Below are 16,906 nucleotides of genomic sequence, written 5' to 3'. Positions count from 1 at the left end.
GAGCTGGAGGGCTGAGAATGATGCTTCTAGGGAAAAAGTAGGCTGTGACCCGAATAAAAGGTTTCTTGCGGCGTAATCCCTACATTTCAATTCCGCGTAGAAGCGCGCACGCGACATACATTTCCACCCTCTCTCCCATATGAAAATACTTGACCTCCGCACGATGCGCGGCCCCAGCTACTGGTCCGTGAAACATTACAAGCTGATTGTAATGAAAGTGGACTTGCAGGACCTGGCCGATGCGTGGTCGAATAGTGCGCCGGCGCTGGCGGAGCAGCTTCCCAGGCTGCTGCCCGAGCTACTGGAGCCCCAGCCCCACCAGGAAGCTGGGAAGCACGGCTCCAAAAATCCACCCCTGACCGAGGAGCAGCTCCAGGACGGGGAGCCGCTGGGCCACGTGATTCAGCAGGTGGCGCTGGCGTTGCAGCGCACGGCTGGTATGCCCACGTACTGGGGCAAGTCGTACCCGGCCCACCAGGAAGGCGTGGAGTTTGTGGTGTTCTGTTACCAGGAGGAGCGGGCCGGCCGTATGGCCGCTGAGGCCGCCGTGCAGCTGGTAGATGACCTCTGTCACGGCCGCGCCGTAAGTGTAAAGCCGATTATCGACGAGTTGCACGAAATCCGGGAAGAAGAGTTCTTCGGACCCAGCACCTACAGCATTGTGGCCGAAGCGGCCTCGCGCAACATCCCGTACATCCAGCTCAAGAACAGCAGCATTATTCAGCTGGGCTACGGCGTCAACCAGAAGCGCATCTGGGCCACGACCACCAGCTATACTTCGCACGCCGGGGTGGAGGTAGCCGGCAATAAAAACCGCACCAAGGCTATGCTGAAGGATGCGGGCGTGCCCGTGCCCAACGGCACTACCGTGTACTCAGAAGACGGCCTGCGCGACGCGGTGGAGGAGCTGGGCTTCCCCATCGTAACCAAGCCTCTCGACGGCAACCACGGCAAAGGTGCCACCATCCGCATTACTAACTGGGAGGATGCTGTGGAGGGGCTGAAAGCTGCCCAGAAGTATTCCCGGGCCGTTATTGTGGAGCAGTTCATTGAGGGCGACGACTACCGCATGCTGGTGGTGAACGGCAAGCTCATTGCCGCCGCCAAACGCACCCCGGCCGCCGTTACCGGCAACGGGCAGCACACCATTCAACACCTGATTGACGAGGTAAACAAAGACCCGCGCCGGGGCGTGGGCCACGAAAAGGTGCTCACCAGCATCAAGGCCGACCAACACACGCTGGATATTCTCTCCAAACAGGACCTGACGCTGGACTCGGTGCTGCCGGCTGGCCAGACGCTGTACCTGAAAAGCACGGCTAACATCAGTACCGGCGGTACCGCCACCGACGTAACCGACCTGGTGCACCCTTACAACCTGCTGCTGGCGGAGCGGGTGGCAGGTATTGTGGGCTTGGATATCTGCGGCATCGACCTGCTGACCTCCGACATTGCCATTCCGTTGAACGAGACGCGCGGGGCCGTAATCGAGGTGAATGCCGCGCCGGGTTTCCGCATGCATATTTCGCCCACTGAAGGCCTGCCGCGCAACGTGGCCGCGCCGGTGGTCGATATGCTATTTCCGCAAGGCAGTACGGCCCGCATTCCGATTTTCGCCGTAACGGGTACCAACGGCAAAACCACTACTACACAACTGCTGGCGCATATTGTGGCCAGCAAGGGCTATAAAGTAGGCTACACTACCACCAGCGGCATCTACATTCAGGGAGTGCAACTGCAGAGCGGGGACTGTACCGGTGGCCAGAGCGCCGAATTTGTACTGAAAGACCCCACCGTAAACTTTGCGGTGCTGGAAACTGCCCGGGGGGGCATGCTCCGCTCGGGCCTGGGCTTCCATACCTGCGACGTGGCCGTGGTAACCAACGTGGCAGCCGACCACCTGGGTATGCGCGACATCTACACGGTAGAGGAAATGGCCGCCGTGAAGGGCGTATTACCGCGCACCGTGCGCAAGGACGGCTGGGCCGTGCTCAACGCCGATGATGACCTGGTGTACGCCATGCGCGAGAAGCTGGAGTGCCGGGTGGCTTTATTCAGCATGGATGAGCACAGCCCCCGCATTCGGGAGCATGCCGAGAACGGCGGGCTGGCGGCCGTATATGAGGAAGGCTACATTACCATCTACAAAAACAGCTACAAGCTGCGCATTGACCGGGCCGCCGAGTTCCCGATTACGTTCGGGGGACGGGCCACATTCAACATTGAAAACTCGCTGGCAGCTGCCTTGGCATGCTACTGCTACGGTTTCGATAAGGACGACATCAAGCTGGCCCTGCGCACGTTTGTACCCTCGGCGGCCAAAACGCCGGGCCGCATGAACGTGTACAAGTTTCCGCAGTTTGACGTGATTGTGGATTACGCCCATAACACCCACGGCATCGAGAAATTTGCCCAGTTTCTGAACGCCACCGAGGCCACGCACAAAGTGGGCGTGGTATCGGGCCTGGGTGACCGGCGCGACGAGGATACCCTGGGTTTCTCCCGCATTGCTGGCAGCATCTTCGACGAGGTGATTCTGCGCCAAGACCGGGACCTGCGGGGTAAAACGGCTGAGCAGCTCAAGGAAATTATGGAGCGCGGCCTGCGCTTGGATAAGCCTGAGCTGCCCATTACCTACATCGAAAACGAGATAGATGCCATTGACCACGTATTGGCCACGGCCAAGCCCGGCTCGGTTATCGTGATGTTCACGGAAAACATCAAAGCCACGCTGAAAAAGCTTGATGACTTTGAGGCCTCACTGGCGCAATAGCCTCTGCGGCTCATGCAGCTATAGGGTAAAAAGGAGCGCCGGCCATCTGGTCGGCGCTCCTTTTTTACGTTGTAGGGATAGGGTAGGAGCAGAGCCCAAGAAACCCGGCGGCTACACGCGCGCGGGCCGTACCGTGGCAAATACCGTTGTTAATGTGCTGCCCAATCCTGCTTCTTAATTTCAAATACGAAGTTGAGCTTGGATGCTTCGCCGTAATACGCTACTTCCTGCTCGGCTACTTTGCGGGCCCCCAGGCGCTGAATAGCAATCTGGGAGCGTACATTCTGGGCTCCAATATGGAAGCGAACGGTGTCCACAAATTGAAACGCGTAATCCAGGAGCAGCTTTTTAACGGCCAGATTAATGCCCTTACCCCAGGACTGAGTTCCGTAGAAGGTGTAGCCGATGAGAATACTGTTGTCGGAGGCGTTGTAGTCGTACAGGCGGGTGCTGCCCAGAGTGGCCTTGGTGGCCTTCTCCACTATTTTAAAAGCCCCCTGACTCTGGATAGCCCCCTCGAAGAAGTTGCGGAACACGGGTTCCTGCCAGCGGTCCTTGTTCGGGTGCTGCTCCCACACCTTGGGGTCGGCGGCAACGGCATGCAGCTCGGCAAAATCTGTTTCCTGCAACGGCAACAGACGAAGAGTGGCAGTTTCCAGCGTGGGCGGTAGAGGGAAGGGCAGCATAGGGCAACGTAGCAGATTGCAGGGATGGACTGAGTTTCACGGGCGGCAAGCTCCCAAGCGCCGACCGTGGGTACTGCCTACCAAACAAAAAGCGCCGGCCCGTGGACCGGCGCTTTTTGAAAACGCGGGGTAGCGGCCTGCAACTACCTACTTCAGCGTGAAAGTAGTTTTGCCGATCATTACGCCACCTTCGTACAGCTCTACCGTGTGGAGGCCGGTTTTGTAGGGTGCTCCTTTGGCATACAGGAATTGCACGGGCTGGCGAGTATTATCGAATACCACGTCCTGTTTGGCCGTGTAGAAAGCCTCCGCGCCATCAATCATAAAGGTGCCGCCGCCAGTGCTCAGGTTGTACAGGGCTGCTCCATCAGGCTCAATCAGGCGCAGCATGATCTGCTTGGTTTCCTTCGGTGATACGTCGTTGCGGCCCAGGTTGAAGGTTATCTTGATTTTTTCGACGCGGCGGGCCTTAAACTCGTTGTCATCGTCGGCCTTTTCCTTTTCGCGGCTGTTCACCACGCCGATGCGGATGTTTTCAGCCTGCAGGCGGGAGGCTACGGCTACTTTCTCACTCAACTCCTGGTTGGAGCGCACCACCGTGGAAATAGTGTCGGTGAGGCGGTTCTGACGCTCTTTCAGCGTTGTAGTTTCGGTGTACAGGGCCTCGTTATCGGCTTTCAGCTGGGCAATTTCCTCGTCCTTCTTGCGCAGTTGGGTCTCAAAGTTAGCGGCGCGCTGCTTGAAGCGCTGCTGCTCGGCAATACTGAAACTGCCCGCGCGGAAGGAGCGAAGCTTGAGCAGGTCGGCGTTGATCTGGGCCAGCTTGGCCACCAGCGAGTCGTTGGAAAGGCCCATGCCCTGCACTTCCTGGCTTTGGCGTTCAAAATCGGCCTTTAGAGCTTCGTACTGCTTGATTTGCTCTTCCAGCTTGGCATCCTTGGTCACCACATCGGCCTGCAGCTGCTCGTTTTGCTTGCTCTTCTGCTGGTTCATGTAGAACAGCACGCCGTTGATGCCCAGCAGCACCAGAATCAGGGCCACAATCAGCAGGACGCGGTTGTTGTTCTTTGGCTCGGGGCTCTGGTCTTGTTCCATTGCGGGAGGGGTTAAGTGAAGCCCGGAGAGTCCGGGCGCAGGTAGTACCTTTAGGGCAAAAATAACGGAGTTCCGTACCCAGGCAAGTGCCGAAGATACAACCCTGTCGCAATATGCTTTCGGATTCGTCACTCGATGCCGCCTACTGGCAGCAGCGCTACGCAACCGGCCAAACCGCCTGGGATGCGGGCCGGATAACGCCGCCTTTGCAGGAATATTTTGCGCAACTGGGCCCGCCCGATGCCCGGCGCATCCTGATTCCGGGTGCCGGCCGGGCCTATGAGGCTGAGTACCTGCACGCTGCCGGCTGGCCCAACGTAGTTGTGGCCGATGTAGCCCCCGCCCCCCTGCACGACCTGCAGCAGCGCGTGCCCGGCTTCCCGGCGGAGCACCTGCTGCTGGCCGACTTTTTTCAGATGGAGCCCACACCGCCGTTCGACCTCATCGTGGAGCAGACGTTCTTCTGTGCCCTCGACCCGGCCCTGCGCCCGGCCTACGCCCGGCAGTGCGCCCACCTGCTGCGGCCAGGCGGCACGCTGATGGGGCTGCTCTTCGATACCGAATTCAGCCAGCCCGGCCCACCCTTCGGGGGCTCCCGCGAGGAGTACCGTCCGTATTTTGAGCCGTATTTCGAGTTTGTGCATTTCAATACGGCCACCAACTCGCTTAAGCCTCGGCAGGGGCGGGAGCTGTTTATTTGTCTGAAGAAAAAGCAGCACATGCCGTAGCGTGTGCCTAACGGGGCTTGTTCCCACTAACTCATTTTTCATCTGCTTGCATTGCCACAACGCAAGCTAAAGCGTGTGCTACATGATTGATCAACTCGCCAACGTCCTGCCGCATTTCCGCAACACCAACTCCGGCCAGTTCTTCCTGATGGCCGGGCCCTGCGTGATTGAGGGCGAAGACATGGCCCTGCGCATTGCCGAGCAGGTGCGCACCATCACCGACCGGCTCCAGATTCCCTACATCTTCAAAGGCTCCTACCGCAAGGCCAACCGCAGCCGCCTGGATTCCTACACCGGCATTGGCGACGAGAAGGCGCTGAAAATTCTGCAGAAGGTGAGCCGGGAAATTGGCGTGCCCACCGTGACGGACATTCACGAATCGGAGGAGGCGGCCATGGCGGCCGAGTACGTGGACGTGCTGCAGATTCCGGCCTTCCTGTGCCGCCAGACCGATTTGCTGCTGGCCGCTGCCAAAACCGGCAAAGTGGTGAACGTGAAGAAAGGCCAGTTCCTGAGCGGGGAGTCCATGCAGTTTGCCGTGGAGAAAATCCGCCAGTCGGGCAACCCCCACGTGATTCTGACGGACCGGGGCAACTCGTTTGGCTACTCTGATCTGGTGGTGGACTACCGCAACCTGCCCGTGATGCGCGAGTTTGGCGTGCCCGTGGTAATGGACGTGACCCACTCGCTGCAGCAGCCCAACCAGAGCAGCGGCGTAACCGGCGGCAAGCCCCAACTCATCGAAACCATTGCCAAGGCCGCCATTGCGGTGGGGGCCGACGGTCTGTTCATTGAAACGCACCCCACGCCCGCCACGGCCAAATCGGACGGGGCCAACATGCTGGCCCTCGATGGGCTGGAAACCCTGCTGCGCAAGCTCACGCGGGTACGTGAGGCCATTCGGGAGGACGCCGCGGCCGGTATTGCGCCCATGTCGGCGTAACGTATGAGCTACAGCAAATAAAAAGGCCGCCACGCATTGCATGGCGGCCTTTTCTGTTAGTTAGGGAGCCAACACTTTAGTGCGCTCCAGTAGCTTATCCAGCGTGTTATCGAAGCGCAGGGTGAAATGCTGCCTGGGCTGGTTGCGGCGGAAAAATACGAGCCCGATATAGAATAGGTCGATGGTTAAGGTTACATCGGGATGCTGGCGGATGGCCTCCCAGGCCCGCTCCATTTCTTCCGACCAGTGAATATCATCCAGCACGAATACGCTGTGCTCGGTGCGGTGCTGGTTGAGCTGCTCGAAGTAACGCAGGGTGGGCTCGTAGCGGTGGTTGCCATCGAAGAAAGCAAAGTCAACGGGAGCAGCTAAAGCCTGCAGGGTAGGGGCGAGGGTTTCGTCGAGGTTGCCCTCAATCAGCTCGATGTTGTGAGCATCCACGGCGGCAAACGTCTGGCGGGCCACCGCGGCCGTGGCGGGGCAACCTTCAAATGTGAGCACCCGGGCCCGGGAATCGGCTAAAGCCAGGTAGCTGGTAGTCAGGCCCAGCGAGGTGCCCAGCTCCACCACGGTGCGGGGCTGAAAATGATTAACGAGCCGGAACAGCAACTGCCCGAGCTTCGGGGGCTTGGCAGCGGTGCGGGCAATGTCGCGGAGCTGGCGCTGCCGCCCCGCGCCCGTGCGGGAGCCGGCTCCGAAATCCTGGATTTGAATAGTGGTGGTGTCATGCAGCAGCTCGGTTCGGCGGTTTTCTACGGTATCATAGGCCCCAAAATGGCCGTTGTGATTGACCACGTGCGCGTACAGCCCGAATACGAACGGGGAATGGAGCCCATGCGCGTTGCCGGAGCGCCCGAGAAAACGGAAGTAACTGAAAATCTGAAACAGCAAAACGGGCTAAACTGAAGTGGGGCCGCCTCCCTGGTCTGCACGCCAGGAAACCGGCCCGAAGATACGAGCAATACAAAAGCCGCCCCGATGTAATCAGAGCGGCTTCTGTACTTGAGAAAGCCAAGGAGCTAGGCCAGGCCTAGACAGGACTGTTTAGTTGAGGCGGTAGGGTACCACCAGCGTGAACTCGGGAATCTCCACGGCAAACTCGCTGCCGTCCATCTGCCGCTCCATCTGGTAGGAGCCGCGCATCTTGCCCAGCCCCGACTTGAGGTTGCAGCCCGATACGTACTGGTGCGACTCACCGGGCTCCAGCACGGGCTGCTGGCCCACTACGCCTTCACCCTCCACCTCGCGCACCACGCCGTTGGCATCGTAGATGTACCAATGACGGCGCAGCAGCTTTACGGTAAACTCGCTGTTGTTGCGGATATCAATTTTGTAGGCGAAAACGTAATGCTCCTGACCCGGACTGGAATAGTCGGGCAGGTAGTTCGTCGTAACGCTTACAGTCACGCCTTGGGTGGTGGTCGTATTCATAACGTCTGGAGTTCCGAAAGAGAAAAATGCTAACAGCCGTTTGCGGATTTTGGTTTATCTACGCAGCCGGCGTACCCAATGGCTCACCCACCCGAAAAATAATCCTCCCCCCGTATGTCTGTAAAGATAGAAGAAAGCTGGCGCAAGGTACTAGCCCCCGAATTTGAAAAACCGTATTTCCAGCATCTTATTGCCTTCGTGAAAGGAGAGTACGCCACCACCACGGTGTACCCGGCCGGTGCCCAGATTTTTCACGCGTTTGAAGCCTGCCCATTCAATAAAGTGAAGGTGGTGATTCTGGGCCAGGATCCTTACCACGGCAAAGGGCAGGCGCACGGCCTCAGCTTTTCGGTGGCCCCCGGCGTACGCACGCCACCTTCCCTGCACAATATTTTCAAAGAGCTGCAGAGTGACCTGCCCGGCACGCCCGCCCCGCCCGACGGCAACCTGGACCGCTGGGCCCAGCAGGGCGTGCTACTGCTCAACGCCACCCTCACGGTACGGGCCAGTGACCCGGGCAGCCACCAGAAGAAAGGCTGGGAGCAGTTCACCGACGCCGTTATTCAGCAGATTTCCGACCGCAAGGAGCACGTCGTTTTTATCCTGTGGGGAGCCTATGCTCAGAAGAAGGGTGAAATCATCGACGCCAAAAAGCACCTGGTACTGAAAGCCGCCCACCCTTCGCCCTACGCCGCCGACCGGGGCTTCTTTGGCAGCCGCCCCTTCAGCCAGACCAACGCCTACCTAGAGCAGCACGGCGAGCAGCCCATTGTATGGTAATACTGCTCTCGGTTATGCACAATTGTGTAAACTGATAATTCGGTAGGGGCTATCCGCTACCAACAAAGACGGCTTGCCAAGTGGCAAGCCGTCTTTGTTGGTAGCGGATGGTAGGTACAAGACCCGTCTGCATGCGCAGTGTTAGTCGACCAGATTGAACAGCCGATTCCAGCGGATTTTGCTCATGAACGAGCCGTAGGGGTCAACCGACAGCCAGATGAGCACCGCCTTGCCCACGATGTGGTCTTCGGGCACAAAGCCCCAGAAGCGCGAGTCCTCGGAGTTGTGGCGGTTGTCGCCCATCATGAAGTAGTAGTTCTGCTTGAACGTGTAGCTGGTCAGTGGCTTGCCGTTCTGAGAAATGGTGCCGTCAGGAGCCACGGTAATGCCTTCGTTGTGCTCGTAGTACTGAATAATCTTCTGGTAGGTGCGCACGTTTTTGGCGTCCAGCTGCACCGTCTGGCCTGCCTTCGGAATCTGCAGGGGGCCGTAGTTATCCTTGTTCCAGCCTGGGAAGGGCGGATCAGCTACCACGCCTTGAGTACGGGGAAGGTCGGGGTTGTTTGGGAATACGGGCTCGGGCACCCCAGGCTTGGTTTTCAGATCCACGATGCCCTTCACGTACGGCTGCTTCTTAAAATAGTCGTAGGCTGCCCGCGTCATGCTTACCGTGAAGCCGGGGCCATAGTCAGGATGATTGCCGTAGAAAGGCATGCCCTCGGGCGAGTCGTAGTTAATTACTCCAAACTGCTTGAAGGCTACTGGCAAATCGTCGTTCAGCTTGTTTTCGGGCACTTCCAGGAAGTAGCTGCTCTGCATCTCCGGGTAGGTTTTCGCGGGCTTGCCATTGATATATACCTGCCCGTCCTTAATGCTAAGTACGTCGCCAGCTATACCAATGCACCGCTTGATGTAGTTGGTACGCAGGTCGGCGGGGTGTTGCTGCTCGGTAGGCACGTTGAACACCACCACATCGTTGTTCTTTACCTCCGAAAAACCCGGCAGCCGGTAGCTAGGCAGCTGAATCAGGTCGGAATAGCTTTTCAGATTGGTACCCCAGATGGTCTGGTGCGTGAGTGGCACCTGCAACGGCGTTTGCGGGGTGCGCGGGCCATAGTGTAGCTTGCTCACGAACAGGTAGTCGCCCACCAGCAAGGAGTGCTCCATGGAGGGCGTTGGGATAGTGTACGCCTCAAAGGTGGCCCAGCGGATGAGCGTGGCCGCCACTACCGCAAACAGAATGGCATCGGCCCACTCCCAGGCTACGCTTTTGCGCTTTTTCGGCTCTTGGCCGGGCGTTACCGGGGCCGGCGGATTTTTTTCGAGGTATTTCTCCCAGGATTGTACTGCCATAGTAAGTCAGAGGCCAGAAAGTAGAGGAAACCGGAGGCTACCGGTTTCGTTCCGGATAAACGCCGGAAGATGCGAAATAATGCTGGTTTGATTGGGTAGTTAGGTGGTTTATGGTTAGATGGGTGGTGTTGAAAACAAAACCGCCACTAATCATCTAATCATGAATTACCCACCTACAGCCCCAGCAAGTCCTTCATGCCGAATACGCCTTGGCGGCCGGGCAGCCACTCAGCCGCCAGCAGGGCGCCCTGCACAAACCCGTCGCGGGTGTGAGCTTCGTGCTTCAGCTCAATAGAATCGGCGGGGGAGGAGTAGGTAACGATGTGCGTACCCACTACCGTGCCCTCCCGCTCCGAGAGAATGGCCAGCTCTGAAGCGGCAGAGGTAGCCTCGTTGCGCCAGGTTGTTTTGGCCGGAAAGTGACGCAGAATCCCTTCGGCAGCGGTGAGGGCGGTACCGCTGGGCTGGTCTACCTTCTGGGTATGGTGAATTTCCCGCACCTGCACATCGTAGCCACCGAACTGGTGCATTTTGGCAGCTATGTACTCATTGAAGTGGAAAAACAGGTTTACGCCCACGCTGTAGTTGGAGGCGTAGAACAGGGGCGTGCCGGTTTGCTGGCTCAGGGCCTGGGCCTCGGCAAAGTGGTGCAGCCAGCCCGTGGAGCCGCACACCACCGGAATACCTTGTTGCAGGCAGGCCGTCACGTTCTGGAAGGCGGCATCAGGATGGGTGAATTCGATGGCGGCATCGGCCTCCGCGGCCGTGAAATCGGCAATGCGGGTACCGGGCCGGGATGGGTCCACGATGCCGGCAATCTGGTGGCCGCGGGCAATGGCCTGGGCTTCGATGGCGCGGCCCATTTTGCCGTAGCCAATCAACAGGAGTTTCATAAGGGCGGAAATTCGGGTAATCGAGGGCTGGCAGGTTGCGGCCGGCCCGAAGCAGGTTATTTCAGGTGAAGCGAAAGGGCCAGACCGGCCGTGGGGGCCGTGGTGGCCGTAGGCAGCAAAGCCGGCTCCAGCCGGAGGCTAAGGTCGTCACTAATGTCAAAATCGCGCAGGTGGGCGGCTACCAGCGCATCCAGAATGGTTACGCCGTACAGCAGCGCATTGTAGGCAATGAACGTGTCCCGGTTACGGCGGTAGAAAACGATACCGCGCTGGATGTTATCCACGCTGGTTTCCTTTTTCACCTGGTCGCCCGCGCCCGGCAGTTGGTTAATGGGCGTCCGGCCATTGGCGGCCAGGTATAGGTCGCGCCCCTTGATGTACTCTTTGTAGCGGCTCTGGTAGTGGTAGAGGCCATAGCCGGTGGCCCCCAGGCCTCCGTACACCAGCGGCAGCTTCCAGTACTGCCGGTTGTAAATCTGCCCGGCTCCGGGCAACACCAGGGCCAGCAGGGCGGCTTTCTTGGGCCGCGTTACGCGCCACCCGAACAGCTTTTCCGTGCGCCGCAGCGAGTCGGCCACCGGGTTGGCAGCTACCGCCGAAGAGTCGGGCCCAGCCGTAACGGTTTGGGCATATAGGGGCCGGTTTGCTGCCAGTAGAGCCGGTACCAGAAGTAACAGAGCGGCAGAAAAGCGAGAAGATGCCATAGCGGTAGAAAGAAAGAGGCGGAACGAGGTTCCGCCCTTTAGTGGTATCTAGGCTGGCTGCAGGATGTGCAGGATGCGCTGCATGTCTTCTACCGAGTCGAAGGCAATTTTGATTTCGCCTTTGCCCTGAGGTCCGGGCTTTACCATCACCCGGCTGCCAAACCGCTCCGAAAGGTGCCGCTCGGCGCGTTTCAGCTCGGCCGGGGGCACCACCGGCACCGCCGGCTGGGCGGGTTTCTTTTCCTCCTCGGCCGTAGCGCCGTTGCGCACCAGCTGCTCCACGCGCCGCACCGACAGCTCCTCGGCCACGATGCGGCGGAACAGAGCCAGCTGCTGGTCCATGCTGTCGATGTTGATGAGGGCGCGGGCGTGGCCCATGCTGATCACGCTGTCGCGCAGGCCAATCTGAATATCGGGCGGGAGCTTGAGCAGGCGCAGGTAGTTGGTCACCGTCGAGCGGTTTTTGCCCACCCGGTCGCCCAGCTCTTCCTGTTTCAGATTACACTCACTCACCAGGCGCTGGTAGCTGAGGGCAATTTCGATGGCGTTGAGGTTCTCGCGCTGGATATTCTCAATCAGGGCCATTTCCAGCATCTGCTGGTCGTCAGCCTTGCGGATGTAGGCCGGAATGGACTCCAGGCCCGCCAGTTTGGACGCCTGCAAACGCCGTTCCCCACTGATGAGCTGGTAGGAGTTGGTGCCGGTCTGGCGCACCGTTACAGGCTGAATGATGCCCTGTACCTTGATGCTTTCGGCCAGCTCCTGCAGCGCATCCTGGTCGAAGTGCGTGCGGGGCTGGTAGGGGTTGGCCTGAATGTGGCCTACCGGAATCAGACCTACGGAGTTTACCGGGTGGGGCACCAGGCCCAGCCGCTCGCTCTTCTTCTCGTAGCTGCCTTCAATAAGGGCATTCAGTCCCCGGCCCAGGCCACCGATTTTGCGCTTGGCTGCCAGCGGGCCAACGGCCGGGATATTCTTCTCTTCGTTTTTCTCAGACATACCTGCAAGCAGCTCGCATCAGTACCGTAAAGGATGGGAGCCGGATTCAAAAATACACAAACGCCCGGGATGCCGGTACATTTTGTTCCACGGAAATAAAAAATCGTGGAACGTGCGGAGCAGAGGCCCGTAGCGCGAAACTCTGCTTCGCGCTATAAAAAAGGCCGGCGAATTTCGCCGGCCTTTCTCTGATTTACGCTGCGGTATCCTCAGTAGCTTCTTCCGGCTCCCCGGCAGCCTCAATGTTCTTTTCTACAATCTCGCGGGCCAAGTTGAGGTAGCTCAGGCTTCCCTTGCTCTCGGCGTCGTGCAGAATAACCGGAATACCGAAGCTCGGCGACTCCGACAGCTTCACGTTGCGCGGGATGATGGTATCGAATACCAATTGCTGGAAGTGCAGCTTCACTTCTTCCACCACCTGGTTGCTCAGGCGCAGGCGCACGTCATACATCGTGAGCAGGATGCCCTCAATTTCCAACTCCTCATTCAGGCGGCTCTGGATGATTTTGACGGTATTAAGCAGCTTTCCCAAGCCTTCGAGGGCGAAATATTCGCACTGCACCGGAATAATAACCGAGTGCGCGGCCGTGAGGGCATTCACCGTAATCAAACCCAGAGAAGGCGAGCAGTCGATGATGATGAAGTCGTACTGGTCGGCCAGGGGCCGGAGCGCGTCCTTCATCTTCTCCTCCCGGTTGGGCAGGTTGATCATCTCCACCTCGGCACCTACCAAATCGATGTGGGAGGGCATCAGGTCGAGGTGGGGGAGCAGGGTGGTTTGCAGGATGATATCCTGGGCGTTGATGCCATCCACCATGCACTCGTAAATGCTGTTCTGAATATCCTTGGGGTCGAAGCCGACGCCGGAGGTGGCGTTGGCCTGCGGATCGGCGTCCACGAGCAGGGTCCGATACTCCAGCGCCGCCAGGGAGGCCGCGAGGTTAATCGAGGAGGTGGTTTTGCCGACCCCACCCTTTTGGTTGGCTACCGCAATGATTTTACCCATGTTTCTGAGGGAATTATGAAAGATGAGTTATGAATGATGAGTTGAAAATTGGGTACCTAGGCAGTCCAATTCAGCTCTCATAATTCATAATTCATAATTTTTTAAATGGAAGTCGTTTCGCCTACGCTGAGCAGTACCAGCTCTTTACCGGCGGCCGTGGCCTTGGCGCGGGCTTCGTCGTGGTTGATGGCAATGGGGGGAAAGGTATCGAAGTGCATGCCGATAACCTTGCTGGCTCCGGTCCAGTCGGCGGCTACCAGCGCATCGTCGATGCCCATGGTGTAATGGTCGCCGATGGGCAGGATGGCCAGATCCAGCTTGTACCGCTCCCCGATGAGTTTCATATCGTAGGTGAGGGCTGTATCGCCGGCGAAGTAGAAGGTTTTACCCTCAGCCTTCACAATGTAGCCAGCGGCTACACCGCCGTACGAGCCATCGGGCAGGGAGCTGGAATGGGCGGCGGCTACCATGGTTACGCTACCGAAAGGCAGCTGCAAAGTGCCACCCAGGTTCATGCCCACGGTTTTCAGGCCTTTCTGCTCAAACCAGCCGGCTATTTCGGCAATGGCTACTACCTGCGCGCCGGTGCGTTTGCCAATTTCTTCAGCGTCGGCCACATGGTCGCCGTGGCCGTGGGTGAGGAGGATATAGTCGGCGGCAATGGCGTCAACATCAACATCTTTTGCCATCGGGTTAGGCCGGATGAAGGGGTCGAAAAGCACTTTGCTGCCGCCGGCTTCCAGCAGGAAGCACGCGTGGCCGTAGTAAGTCAGCGTCATAGAAAACAGAGCGGAGCAGGCAGCCAGTGGGCTGCAAACCCCGGATGGGATACCTTTGCAAATATACATTGTTTCGCCGTTCCCATGTTCCCGTTTTCGCGCCGTGTTGTTGGTTTTGCTCCGTTATTGCTTGGTTTGCTGGCGGCCTGCGCTGAGCAGGAGCCGGCTACCGACGCCCGGCGGGTATTCCGGTACAACCAGCCCGAAAGCCTGACTTCCCTGGACCCGGCCTTTGCCCGCAACCAAGCCAACACCTGGGCCGTGACCCAGCTCTACAACGGCCTGGTGGAGCTGGATGACAGCCTCAAGCCCGGCCCTTCGGTGGCCCGGCGCTACGACATCAGCCCCGACGGACGCCGCTATACCTTCACGCTCCGGCCCGATGTGCGCTTCCACGACTCGGAGGTATTCCCCCGGGGCAAGGGGCGGCGCGTAACGGCCCAGGACTTCGTGTACTCGTTTCGGCGGCTGCTGGACGGGGCCACGGCCAGCCCTGGTGGCTGGATTTTCCGGGGCAAGGTGCTGGAGAAGGCCGACGGAGAGCCTTCGGATACCTGCTTTGTGGCGGTGAATGACTCCACACTGCGGATTCATCTGCAGGAGCCGTTTATCCCGTTCCTGGGGATTCTGACGATGCCCTACGCTTACGTGGTGCCGCGGGAGGCGGTGCAGAAGTGGGGCAAGGACTTCCGGGAACACCCGGTGGGCACGGGCCCATTCCGGTTTAAGGAGTGGGACGAGGGCAACGCCATCATCTACCACCGCAACCCCACCTACTGGAAAACGGACGCCCAGGGCCGGCGGCTACCCTACCTGGATGCCGTGCAGATCAGCTTCATCCAGGACCGCAAAACCGAGTTCCTGACCTTCATGCAGGGTAAGCTGGATTTCCTGAGCGGCATCCGCTCGGGCTCCCGCGACCTAATTATGTACCCTGATGGCACCGTGCGGGAGGATTTCAAAGGCAAGTTCCGGCTGCAGAAGGTGCCCTACCTGAACACCGAGTACCTGGGCATGCAGCAGGACCTCACCAATCTGCGCGGCGACAACCTCACGACCGGCCGGGCTTTGCAGGATAAGCGGGTGCGCCAAGCCTTGAACTACGCCCTCAACAAGCCCGAGTTTCTGGCCTACTTCCTCAACAACGTGGGCAAGCCCGGCAACTCGGGCTTTGTGCCGGCCTCACTACCTTCGTTCAGCGCCGAAAAGGTACCCGGCTACACCTACCAGCCCGAGAAGGCCCGGCAGCTGCTGCGGGCCGCCGGCTACGGCCCCGGCAAACCCCTGCGCCTGCGCCTGAACACGGTGGCCGAGAGCAAGGAGTTCTGTGAGTACTACCAGAAAAAGTGGGCCGAAGTGGGCGTACAGGTGGAAATTGACGTGAACCAGGGCGCGGCCCACGGCGAAATGATTGACAACGGCCGCGCCGCCTTCTTCACCCGCAGCTGGCTGGGCGACTACCCCGATGCCGAAAACTATCTGGCCTTGTTCTACAGCCCCAACTTCGCCCCGGCCGGCCCCAACAAAACCCACTTCAAGCGCCCCGCCTACGACCAGCTCTATCAGCAGGCCAAGCTGGAGCAGGACGCCGACAAACGTTACGCCCTCTACCAGCAAATGGACCGCCTGGTAACCGAGGAGTGCCCGGTCATTGCCGTGTACTACGACGAAGTAGTGCGCCTCACCCAGAACAACGTGCAGGGCCTCACCCCCAACCCCATGAACCAGCTGGTGCTGGAGCGGGTGAAGAAACAGTAACCGTCATTGCGAGGAGGCACGACGAAGCAATCCTTCCTTCACCCTGCCCTACACCCAGAAGTAATAGAAAGCCCCTGACGTCCGTGCTGGCGCCAGGGGCTTTTGAGTAGGTTAGGGCCGGGAGCTTAGTGAAGGACAGATTGCTTCGCTCTGCTCGCAATGACAACTACGGGTTCGTGCTCCACATGCCAGCCTCTTTAATAAAGATGCGGCGGTTGAGCTTGAGCTGGCTGATGATGATTTCGGCAATGTCCTCGGGCTGCATCACTTTGTCGGGGTTGCCGTCGGTGAGGTTGTTGCTCACGGCCAGCTCGGTGGCGACGGTGCTGGGCGTGAGGGCCGAAACGCGGATGTTCTGCTTGCGCACCTCCTGCATCAGGGACTCGGTGAAGCCCAGCAGGCCGAATTTGGAGGCGCTGTAGGCGCTGGTAGTGGCGGCGCCGCGCTGGCCGGCGGTGCTGGCTACGTTGATAATGTCGCCGGTCTGGCGCTCAATCATCTGGGGCAGCACGGCGCGCGTCACGTAGTACGCGCCCAGCAGGTTTACCCGGATGATGTTTTCCCACTCCTCGGGGTCCATATCCACCACCTTGGCGAAGGTGCCGATGCCGGCATTGTTGATGAGAATATCGATGGTGCCGAGCTGGCCGAGGGCCTGCTGCACGGCGGCTTCCACGGCGGCGCGGTCGGCTACGTTGGCGGTAACCACCACGGCCTGGCCGCCCTGGGCTTCAATTTCGCGGGCTACGTCCTGCAGCTGCGTTTCGGTACGGGCCAGCAGGGCTACGCGCGCGCCTTCTTTGGCCAGAGCCACGGCCACGGCCCGGCCAATGCCTTTGCCGGCGCCCGTTACCAGGGCCGTTTTGCCAGTCAGATTTTCCATGAGTTGGGGTAAGTTGAATAGGAGAGAGGGTATAACCGGATTTCCCGAGAAAGGTTAGAGCCGTCATTCCGACCGCAGGGAGGAATCTGGGTCAA

General features: G+C 59.2%; 16 protein-coding genes. 5 read left to right on the top strand and 11 right to left on the bottom strand.

Features of this window, described 5'->3' with window-relative positions:
- Positions 1 to 139 precede the first annotated feature (139 nt).
- Entirely contained in the window at positions 140 to 2,773 is a 2,634-nt protein-coding gene (gene cphA, locus ACN19L_RS06990) for a cyanophycin synthetase (RefSeq protein WP_426492805.1), read from the top strand.
- 149 nt (positions 2,774 to 2,922) lie between these two features.
- Here the strand turns inward: cphA and ACN19L_RS06985 are convergent, their stop codons facing one another.
- Both ACN19L_RS06985 and ACN19L_RS06980 read right to left on the bottom strand, forming a co-directional pair.
- Entirely contained in the window at positions 2,923 to 3,459 is a 537-nt protein-coding gene (locus ACN19L_RS06985; RefSeq protein ID WP_426492804.1) for a GNAT family N-acetyltransferase, read from the bottom strand.
- Positions 3,460 to 3,606: 147 nt separating this feature from the next.
- Positions 3,607 to 4,554 carry a hypothetical protein gene (locus tag ACN19L_RS06980; protein WP_426492803.1) on the bottom strand — a complete coding sequence of 316 codons (948 nt, stop codon included), beginning with the start codon at positions 4,552 to 4,554 and terminating at the stop codon, positions 3,607 to 3,609.
- Positions 4,555 to 4,667: 113 nt separating this feature from the next.
- On the opposite strand from ACN19L_RS06980, the gene ACN19L_RS06975 reads away from it, so the two are divergent.
- Both ACN19L_RS06975 and kdsA read left to right on the top strand, forming a co-directional pair.
- Positions 4,668 to 5,282 carry a methyltransferase domain-containing protein gene (locus ACN19L_RS06975; RefSeq protein WP_426492802.1) on the top strand — a complete coding sequence of 205 codons (615 nt, stop codon included), beginning with the start codon at positions 4,668 to 4,670 and terminating at the stop codon, positions 5,280 to 5,282.
- Between the two features lie 82 nt (positions 5,283 to 5,364).
- Entirely contained in the window at positions 5,365 to 6,225 is an 861-nt protein-coding gene (gene kdsA, locus ACN19L_RS06970) for a 3-deoxy-8-phosphooctulonate synthase (RefSeq protein WP_426492801.1), read from the top strand.
- Between the two features lie 60 nt (positions 6,226 to 6,285).
- On the opposite strand, the gene ACN19L_RS06965 is transcribed toward kdsA, so the two are convergent.
- Both ACN19L_RS06965 and apaG read right to left on the bottom strand, forming a co-directional pair.
- Entirely contained in the window at positions 6,286 to 7,116 is an 831-nt protein-coding gene (locus ACN19L_RS06965) for an O-methyltransferase (protein WP_426492800.1), read from the bottom strand.
- 153 nt (positions 7,117 to 7,269) lie between these two features.
- Positions 7,270 to 7,656, bottom strand: a complete 387-nt coding sequence (apaG, locus tag ACN19L_RS06960) for a Co2+/Mg2+ efflux protein ApaG (protein WP_125433728.1) — start codon at positions 7,654 to 7,656, stop codon at positions 7,270 to 7,272.
- Between the two features lie 114 nt (positions 7,657 to 7,770).
- Between apaG and ACN19L_RS06955 the strand changes: the two genes are divergently transcribed.
- Positions 7,771 to 8,436, top strand: coding sequence for a uracil-DNA glycosylase (locus ACN19L_RS06955; RefSeq protein WP_426492799.1), 666 nt, complete (start codon positions 7,771 to 7,773; stop codon positions 8,434 to 8,436).
- A 141-nt stretch (positions 8,437 to 8,577) separates the two neighbouring features.
- Here the strand turns inward: ACN19L_RS06955 and lepB are convergent, their stop codons facing one another.
- The 6 genes from lepB to ACN19L_RS06925 all read right to left on the bottom strand — a co-directional run bounded on the left by lepB (position 8,578) and on the right by ACN19L_RS06925 (position 14,170).
- Positions 8,578 to 9,789: a signal peptidase I gene (lepB, locus tag ACN19L_RS06950; RefSeq protein WP_426492798.1), complete on the bottom strand. Its 1,212-nt coding sequence runs from the start codon at positions 9,787 to 9,789 to the stop codon at positions 8,578 to 8,580.
- Between the two features lie 173 nt (positions 9,790 to 9,962).
- Positions 9,963 to 10,682, bottom strand: coding sequence for a 4-hydroxy-tetrahydrodipicolinate reductase (dapB, locus tag ACN19L_RS06945; protein WP_426492797.1), 720 nt, complete (start codon positions 10,680 to 10,682; stop codon positions 9,963 to 9,965).
- Positions 10,683 to 10,738: 56 nt separating this feature from the next.
- The gene (locus tag ACN19L_RS06940; RefSeq protein WP_426492796.1) at positions 10,739 to 11,386 is read right to left on the bottom strand and encodes a DUF5683 domain-containing protein; all 648 of its coding nucleotides are present in this window, start codon (positions 11,384 to 11,386) and stop codon (positions 10,739 to 10,741) included.
- Positions 11,387 to 11,434: 48 nt separating this feature from the next.
- Positions 11,435 to 12,385 carry a ParB/RepB/Spo0J family partition protein gene (locus tag ACN19L_RS06935; protein WP_125421172.1) on the bottom strand — a complete coding sequence of 317 codons (951 nt, stop codon included), beginning with the start codon at positions 12,383 to 12,385 and terminating at the stop codon, positions 11,435 to 11,437.
- 193 nt (positions 12,386 to 12,578) lie between these two features.
- Entirely contained in the window at positions 12,579 to 13,391 is an 813-nt protein-coding gene (locus ACN19L_RS06930) for a ParA family protein (RefSeq protein ID WP_125421175.1), read from the bottom strand.
- 101 nt (positions 13,392 to 13,492) lie between these two features.
- Positions 13,493 to 14,170 carry a metal-dependent hydrolase gene (locus ACN19L_RS06925; protein WP_426492795.1) on the bottom strand — a complete coding sequence of 226 codons (678 nt, stop codon included), beginning with the start codon at positions 14,168 to 14,170 and terminating at the stop codon, positions 13,493 to 13,495.
- Positions 14,171 to 14,254: 84 nt separating this feature from the next.
- Between ACN19L_RS06925 and ACN19L_RS06920 the strand changes: the two genes are divergently transcribed.
- Positions 14,255 to 15,928 carry an ABC transporter substrate-binding protein gene (locus tag ACN19L_RS06920; RefSeq protein WP_426492794.1) on the top strand — a complete coding sequence of 558 codons (1,674 nt, stop codon included), beginning with the start codon at positions 14,255 to 14,257 and terminating at the stop codon, positions 15,926 to 15,928.
- Positions 15,929 to 16,094: 166 nt separating this feature from the next.
- Here the strand turns inward: ACN19L_RS06920 and ACN19L_RS06915 are convergent, their stop codons facing one another.
- Positions 16,095 to 16,811 (bottom strand): 3-ketoacyl-ACP reductase, encoded by a 717-nt coding sequence (locus ACN19L_RS06915; RefSeq protein ID WP_426492793.1) that lies wholly within the window; start codon positions 16,809 to 16,811, stop codon positions 16,095 to 16,097.
- Between the last annotated feature and the right edge of the window lie 95 nt (positions 16,812 to 16,906).

The organism is Hymenobacter sp. 102, assembly GCF_049949205.1.
Lineage (GTDB): Bacteria > Bacteroidota > Bacteroidia > Cytophagales > Hymenobacteraceae > Hymenobacter.
This window is presented reverse-complemented; position numbering and strand designations above follow the sequence as displayed.

Excerpts from the sequence above, each read along its gene's own strand:
- ACN19L_RS06940 (WP_426492796.1), bottom strand. The coding sequence starts at position 11,386 with ATGGCATCTTCTCGCTTTTCTGCCGCTCTGTTACTTCTGGTACCGGCT.
- apaG (WP_125433728.1), bottom strand. The coding sequence starts at position 7,656 with ATGAATACGACCACCACCCAAGGCGTGACTGTAAGCGTTACGACGAAC.
- dapB (WP_426492797.1), bottom strand. The coding sequence starts at position 10,682 with ATGAAACTCCTGTTGATTGGCTACGGCAAAATGGGCCGCGCCATCGAA.
- ACN19L_RS06925 (WP_426492795.1), bottom strand. The coding sequence starts at position 14,170 with ATGACGCTGACTTACTACGGCCACGCGTGCTTCCTGCTGGAAGCCGGC.
- lepB (WP_426492798.1), bottom strand. The coding sequence starts at position 9,789 with ATGGCAGTACAATCCTGGGAGAAATACCTCGAAAAAAATCCGCCGGCC.
- ACN19L_RS06915 (WP_426492793.1), bottom strand. The coding sequence starts at position 16,811 with ATGGAAAATCTGACTGGCAAAACGGCCCTGGTAACGGGCGCCGGCAAA.
- ACN19L_RS06980 (WP_426492803.1), bottom strand. The coding sequence starts at position 4,554 with ATGGAACAAGACCAGAGCCCCGAGCCAAAGAACAACAACCGCGTCCTG.
- ACN19L_RS06975 (WP_426492802.1), top strand. The coding sequence starts at position 4,668 with ATGCTTTCGGATTCGTCACTCGATGCCGCCTACTGGCAGCAGCGCTAC.
- cphA (WP_426492805.1), top strand. The coding sequence starts at position 140 with ATGAAAATACTTGACCTCCGCACGATGCGCGGCCCCAGCTACTGGTCC.
- ACN19L_RS06985 (WP_426492804.1), bottom strand. The coding sequence starts at position 3,459 with ATGCTGCCCTTCCCTCTACCGCCCACGCTGGAAACTGCCACTCTTCGT.
- ACN19L_RS06955 (WP_426492799.1), top strand. The coding sequence starts at position 7,771 with ATGTCTGTAAAGATAGAAGAAAGCTGGCGCAAGGTACTAGCCCCCGAA.
- kdsA (WP_426492801.1), top strand. The coding sequence starts at position 5,365 with ATGATTGATCAACTCGCCAACGTCCTGCCGCATTTCCGCAACACCAAC.
- ACN19L_RS06935 (WP_125421172.1), bottom strand. The coding sequence starts at position 12,385 with ATGTCTGAGAAAAACGAAGAGAAGAATATCCCGGCCGTTGGCCCGCTG.
- ACN19L_RS06920 (WP_426492794.1), top strand. The coding sequence starts at position 14,255 with ATGTTCCCGTTTTCGCGCCGTGTTGTTGGTTTTGCTCCGTTATTGCTT.
- ACN19L_RS06930 (WP_125421175.1), bottom strand. The coding sequence starts at position 13,391 with ATGGGTAAAATCATTGCGGTAGCCAACCAAAAGGGTGGGGTCGGCAAA.